This is a genomic window from Streptomyces sp. NPDC092952, assembly GCF_044754785.1.
Classification (GTDB): Bacteria; Actinomycetota; Actinomycetes; order Streptomycetales; family Streptomycetaceae; genus Streptomyces.
On record NZ_JBIVPT010000048.1, the window covers coordinates 1 to 5,876 of the forward strand.

The 5,876-nt window shown below is 71.0% G+C and carries 5 protein-coding genes; 1 reads left to right on the forward strand and 4 read right to left on the reverse strand.

Features of this window, described 5'->3' with window-relative positions; all coding sequences use genetic code 11:
* Positions 1–82: 82 nt before the first annotated feature.
* From ACIQGQ_RS37065 to ACIQGQ_RS37080, 4 genes are all read right to left on the reverse strand, one after another.
* Positions 83–922 (reverse strand): SDR family NAD(P)-dependent oxidoreductase, encoded by an 840-nt coding sequence (locus tag ACIQGQ_RS37065; RefSeq protein ID WP_402405061.1) that lies wholly within the window; start codon positions 920–922, stop codon positions 83–85.
* Between the two features lie 154 nt (positions 923–1,076).
* On the reverse strand, positions 1,077–1,922 hold the full coding sequence (locus ACIQGQ_RS37070; RefSeq protein WP_402405063.1) for an amidohydrolase family protein: 846 nt from the start codon (positions 1,920–1,922) through the stop codon (positions 1,077–1,079).
* Complete coding sequence (locus tag ACIQGQ_RS37075; protein WP_402405066.1) at positions 1,919–3,106, reverse strand: mandelate racemase/muconate lactonizing enzyme family protein; 1,188 nt, start codon at positions 3,104–3,106, stop codon at positions 1,919–1,921. Before ACIQGQ_RS37075 ends, ACIQGQ_RS37070 begins: the two co-directional genes overlap by 4 nt.
* Positions 3,106–4,476 carry an aspartate aminotransferase family protein gene (locus tag ACIQGQ_RS37080; RefSeq protein ID WP_402405068.1) on the reverse strand — a complete coding sequence of 457 codons (1,371 nt, stop codon included), beginning with the start codon at positions 4,474–4,476 and terminating at the stop codon, positions 3,106–3,108. Before ACIQGQ_RS37080 ends, ACIQGQ_RS37075 begins: the two co-directional genes overlap by 1 nt.
* Positions 4,477–4,793: 317 nt before the next feature.
* Here ACIQGQ_RS37080 and ACIQGQ_RS37085 point away from each other — a divergent pair, with 317 nt between their 5' ends.
* The gene (locus ACIQGQ_RS37085; protein ID WP_402405071.1) at positions 4,794–5,651 is read left to right on the forward strand and encodes an IclR family transcriptional regulator; all 858 of its coding nucleotides are present in this window, start codon (positions 4,794–4,796) and stop codon (positions 5,649–5,651) included.
* Positions 5,652–5,876 lie beyond the last annotated feature (225 nt).

Here is a 5,876-nt window from a genome sequence, read left to right on the forward strand (position 1 = left end):
GACGCGGCGTTGACGGACATGACGGAGGAGCTCCTCGCGTTGTCGGTACGTGCTCGGTGGGACCGCGGCCGGCCGGCCGCGGTCAGAGGGTGTTGCGGTACGGCGGCATGAAGCGCATGCGCGGCATCTGGTCGGCCAGCACTCCCCCGTCGACGACGATCCGCGCCCCGGTGAGATAGGCCCCGGCGTCCGAGGCGAGGAGCAGCAGCGCGCCGACGCACTCCTCGGGCCGGGCGTACCGGCCGAGCGGGATGCGCTCGCGGTAAGCGGCCTCGAACGCCTCCCGGTCGAAGGGGAACTCGCCGTCGATGGGCGTCTCGACCATGCCGGGAGCCAGGGTGTTGGCGGTGATGCCGTGCGGGGCGAGTTCGACCGCCAGGGTCTCGGTGAGCAGCTGGGCGGCGGCCTTGGAGGCGTTGTAGTGGGCCAGTCCGGCCTCCGCGACCAGGGCGTTCTTCGAGGTGATGGTGATGATGCGGCCCGCGACCGCGTCGGCCGTCATGTGCTCGGCAATGCGCTGGCTGAGGAAGAAGACCGCGTCGACGTTGACCCGCATGATGTGCGACCAGCTCGCGGGGGTGATCTCGTTGAAGCGTTCCAGCGCCGCCGTGCCCGCGTTGTTGACCAGGATGTGCAGCGGGCCCGCCTCGGCGCGCACGGTGTCGACGAAGCCGGGCAGCGCCTCGATGTCGGCGAGGTCCTGCCCGTAGACGCGGCAGCCGCGGCCGAGTGCCTCGATCTCGGCCGCCGTCCCGTCGATGCCCTCGGCGCCGGGCAGGTCGACGAGGACCAGGTCGGCGCCCGCCTCGGCGAGGCCGACGGCGAAGGAGCGGCCGAGCCCCCGGGCGGCGCCGGTGACGACCGCGGTGCGGCCGGTCAGATCGAAGCGGTCGGTTCCGCGGGGCGGGACGGCTGCGGTCATGGCGGGCTTCCTTAGCAGTGCGGAGGGGTGGTACGGGTCCGGGCCGCCGCGCGAAGGGACACAGGGTGAGGGCGCGGCGGCCCGGGGCCGGCACGGTGCGGGCACCAGGGGGATTGGGCCCGGCACCGTGCCGGCGGTTCGTGGAACGGCCGGATCAGCCGTTCAGGCCCAGCAGGTCCAGCGAGGGCCGGTGGATGATCTCCTCCACCGCGTCCACGTCGAGCGGCGGCAGCCCGGGGATGCCGGGGATCCGGGCGATCTCCCGCAGCCCCTTCACCGAGTCGTCGACCGTCGTGAACGGGTAGTCGCTGCCGAACATCAGCTTGTGGAAGACCCCGTAGTCCTGGACCAGCCGGAGGCTGTGCCAGAGCTGGAAGGGCCGGTAGTGCAGGGCGCTGATGTCGGCGTACACGTGCGGGTGCTTGCGGATGACCGCGATGCACTCGCCCTCGAAGGGGTGGCCGAGGTGGGCGAGGACCATCCGCAGTTCCGGATGGCGGATGGCGACCGCGTCCAGGTGGCGGGGCATCGCCCACTCCAGGGGCGCGGTCGACACGAAGGTGGTGCCGGTGTGGACCAGGAGCGGCAGCCCGTTGCGTTCGGCGTACGTGTACAGCTCGTCGTACTCCTCGGCGGCCGGGTCGAAGCCCGCGTACATCGGCATCAGTTTGATGCCGCGCAGGCCCAGTTCCTGGTGGCCGTAGCGGAGTTCGTCCTGCCAGCCGGGCTGGGTGGGGTCGAGCGAGAGGTAGCCGATGAGCCGGTCCGGGTGGGCCCCGACGTACGAGGCCACGGCGGCGTCGTCGACCCAGAGGCCGCTGCGCCGGGCCTTGCCGCCGACCACGATGGTGCGGGTGCCCTCGGGGGCGGTGGCCGCGTACTCCTCCCACTTCACCGTCAGGTCGACCTCGCCCGCGTGGGCGCGGGCGGAGTCGGACCGGAAGGGGTCGGTGAAGTCGTGGCTGTGCCGGAAGAGGTGCGAGTGGACGTCGACGATCATGTCCGGTTCCGCTTCTCCCAGCCGTCCGCGAACATGTTCCAGAAGCGGTGGCTGGGCGGGTGCTCCTCGAAGACCTCGTCGACCAGCTCGACGCCGAGACCGGGGGCGGTCGGCAGGCCGATGTGGCCGTCGGTGATCGGCAGGGTGCCCTTGAGGGCGTCGAAGACGTAGTCCTCCAGGAGGCCGTCGAAGGTCTCCAGGATCTTGAAGTTGGGGATGCCGAGCGTCGCGTGCACCGAGACGGTGGTGCAGAGCGGCGAGTTGGAGTTGTGCGGGGCCACCAGCATGCCGTGGGTGTCGGCGGTCGCGGCGAGCTTGCGCACCTCGGTGAATCCGCCGGCCATGGAGAGGTCGGGCTGGATGATGTCGACGGCGTTGGTCGCGAAGAGCTGCTTGTACTCGTAGCGGTTGTGGAAGTGCTCGCCGCCGGAGATCGGGAAGGCGGCGCGCTGGCGCAGCTCCGCGTAGCGCTCGATGTGGGTCCAGGGCATCGGCTCCTCGAACCAGCCGATGTCGAAGGGCTCCAGCTCGCGCACCAGGCGGGCGGCGGTCGGCATCGCGAAGCGGGCGTGGCCCTCGATGAAGAGGTCGACGTCGGGTCCGATGGCGTCGCGGACGGCGGCGACGAGTTCGATGGAGCGGCGCAGCTCGGCGCGCTCCAGCTCGTGCAGGCCGGGGCCGAAGGGGTCGAACTTGAGGGCGGTGAAGCCCTTGGCCACGGTCTCCTTCGCCTTGGCGGCGAAGATCTCCGGCTCGCGTTCGCCGGTGTACCAGCCGTTGGCGTAGACCCGGACCTCGTCGCGGCAGGCGCCGCCGGTCAGCCGGTAGGCGGGGACTCCGAGCGCCTTGCCCATCAGGTCGTACATGGCTTGGTCGAGGCCGGACAGGGCGACGCCGCCCATGTCGCCGCCGCGCAGGAAGTCGCCCTGGTAGACGCGGAGCCACAGCTCCTCGACGTCGAAGGGGTCGGCGCCGATCAGATGGCGCCGGGCGATCGCCTCGGTGAGGTCGCAGACCTCGCGGACCCGGTAGGGGTGGGTGATCTCGCCGATGCCGGACAGGCCCTCGTCGGTGTGGACCCGGACGTAGCCGAAGTCGCGCCAGGAGGTGCCGAGCATCAGGGTCTCGACGCGGGTGATGCGGCCGGCGGGGCCGGCGGGGCGGGTGCGGTTGACGGTGAGCATCAGCGGGTCGCTCCGCCCATGGTGGAGGCGTTCTCCAGGTCGCGGGCGCCGCCCTCGGCGAGCACGGCCCGGACCGCGGCCTCGGTGCCCTCGATCAGGCGGTCCACGTCGGCGTCGGTGTGGGCGTAGCTGATGTGGCTGCGCTTGAGGTTGAGCGGCAGCTCGAACAGGCCGTGCTCCAGGAGCTTGCGGCGGTAGCCGACGAAGAGGGAGGCGTCGTTGTTCAGCAGGTCCGCGTAGGTGCGGGGGGCCTCGCCGGACATGAAGTAGCTGACGAAGACGGAGCCGTAGCCGGTGACGACGGCGGGGACGCCGAGGCGCTCGTACAGCCCGGTCAGTTCGGTGCGGACCCGCTCGCCGAGCCGGAAGACGTGCTCGTGGACCGGCTCCTCGCGCAGCTTGCGCAGGGTGGCGAGGGCGGCGGCGACCACGGAGGGGTGGCCGTTGTACGTGCCGGCGAAGAAGGCGGGGGCGCCGGGGCGGGTGGAGAAGAGGTCCATCAGGTCGGCGCGGCCGCCGATCGCGCCGACGGGGGCGCCGTTGGCGATGGCCTTGCCGAGGGTGGTGAGGTCGGGGGTGACGCCGGAGATCTTCTGCCAGCCGCCGATGTCGTGGCGGAAGCCGGTGATGACCTCGTCGAAGATCAGGATGCTGCCGGCCCTGGTGGTCTCCTCGCGGAGCGTGGTGAGGAACTCCTGGTACGGGAGGAGCGCACCGACGTTGTGCGGGACGGGTTCGACGATGACGGCGGCGATGTCGGAGCCGTGCTCGGCGAAGGCGCGGCGGACGGCCTCGCTGTCGTTGAACGGCAGGACGAGCGTGGCGTCGAGGACCTCGGGCAGGATGCCGGTGGAGATGGGGTCGTGGGCGCCGACCTTGTCGGGCGCGGAGATGACGTTGAGGCTGACCGCGTCGTGCCAGCCGTGGTAGCAGCCCTGGAACTTGACGACCAGGCGGCGTCCGGTGGCGGCGCGGGAGACGCGCAGCGCGTGGAAGGTGGCCTCGCTGCCGGTGCTGGTGAGCAGCACCTTCTCGATCGAGGGGATCAGTTCGGCGAGCTGTTCGGCGAGGACGATCTCGCCCTCGGTGACGCCGACGCCCATGTGGCCGAGGGTGGCCCCGGCCTCGGCGGTGGCGCGGGCCACGTCGGGGTCGTTGTGGCCGAGCAGCGGCGGGCCGAACGCCGAGTGGAAGTCGGTGTACTCGCGTCCGTCGGCGGTGCGGAACCGGGCGCCGTCGGTGCCGGTGACGACCAGGTCGGTCAGTCCGGGAACGCTGCGCTGACCGCTGTTCACGCCGCCGGGTACGACCTGGCGGGCGCGTTCGGCGAGTCGGGCTCCGGATTCGTTGCCTGCCGGGCCTGAACTCATAATCGCTTGCTCCTTGCGTCGAGAGTCGTCGGTCTTCTCGGGCCCTGCCCGGCCCGTGAGTCCCTGGCGCCATCCGCCCGGCAGTCGCCGCAGGAAGAGGGGTGATCCGTGGTGCTTCAGGTGATACGTGGTGCTGTGCTTCAGGTGATGCGTTCGCTTTTCCTGAACGCTGTTCTGTAGAGCAGAACAGTTCCTGGATATTACGTGCGGCTTCTGAGCCGGTCAAGACCCTTCCGCCCCCGAATCCGGGCGTTCTCACGGTTCCATTACCGGGAAAGCGCGTTCGGGCCCTCCCGCAAGCACTAGACTGTTCGGCTATGACGAACAGTGCTGCCCCAGAAGAGCCGAAGTACTGGGTCAAGAGCGTGGCCAGGGCAGCGGACATCCTCGAAGCGCTCGCCGCCCCCTCGCAGGGAAACGGCCTGAGCGTCACGGAGGTCGGCCAGGCCTGCTCCATCTCCAAGAGCGCCGCCTTCGGCATGCTCCAGACCCTGCGCGCCTACGGACTCGTCTCGGACGACGGCGAGGGCATGAACCGCCGCTACCGGCTCGGGATGAGCCTGGCCCGGCTCGGCGACCGGGCCCGCTCCCAGGTCTCCCTGCGCGGGGTCGCCCACCCGGTCCTGCGCGAGCTGACCCGGAGCACGGGCATGGCCTCCCGGCTCGCCGTGCCCGAGGACGGCCACGCGGTCGTCGTGGACCAGGTCGAGATCGACCAGCGCGTCCGGCTCGACCTGCGGATGGGCCAGCGCGAGCTGCCGCACTGCACCGGCCTGGGCAAGGCGCTGCTCTCCGCCGTGCCGCAGAGCGAGGCGGCCTCGGTGATCGAGCGGTTCGGGCTGCCCCGGCGCACCTCCCGCACGATCACGGACCCGGCGACGTTCCTGTCCCATCTGCGCGACATCGCCCGGGCCGGCTACGCCCTCGACGACGAGGAGGACGCCGAGGGCATCATCTGCATCGGCGCGCCCGTCTTCGACGACCGCTCGGTCTGCGCCGGGGCGGTCTCCATCACCGGCCTCAAGCTCGGTCTGCCGGCCTGGCGCTACCAGGAGCTGGGCGGCCAGGTGCGGGACGCGGCCCGCCGGATCAGCCTCGCGCTCGGCTGGGTCGACGAGGCGGAGGGCACCGAGCCCCTCGACGACGTACCGCATTCCGACGAAATCAGGCCTTGACCAAACCGCTTGGCCCACCGTAGGTTCCCTGCCAACCGAGGTGACATCCCACGGTCACCCGCTCTTTACCCCTTTCCGGCTGGTTCCGGCGCCTGCCCATCGCGCCGAGCACCCTCGATGCCGGAACCCTTTTCAGCCATCCGCCTTATGGCAGTCCCCCGCAGGAACGCTCCCTCCCTTGCCGCACTTCTCGGAAGGCGAAGTCCGCATGAGCGTTCCGCACCA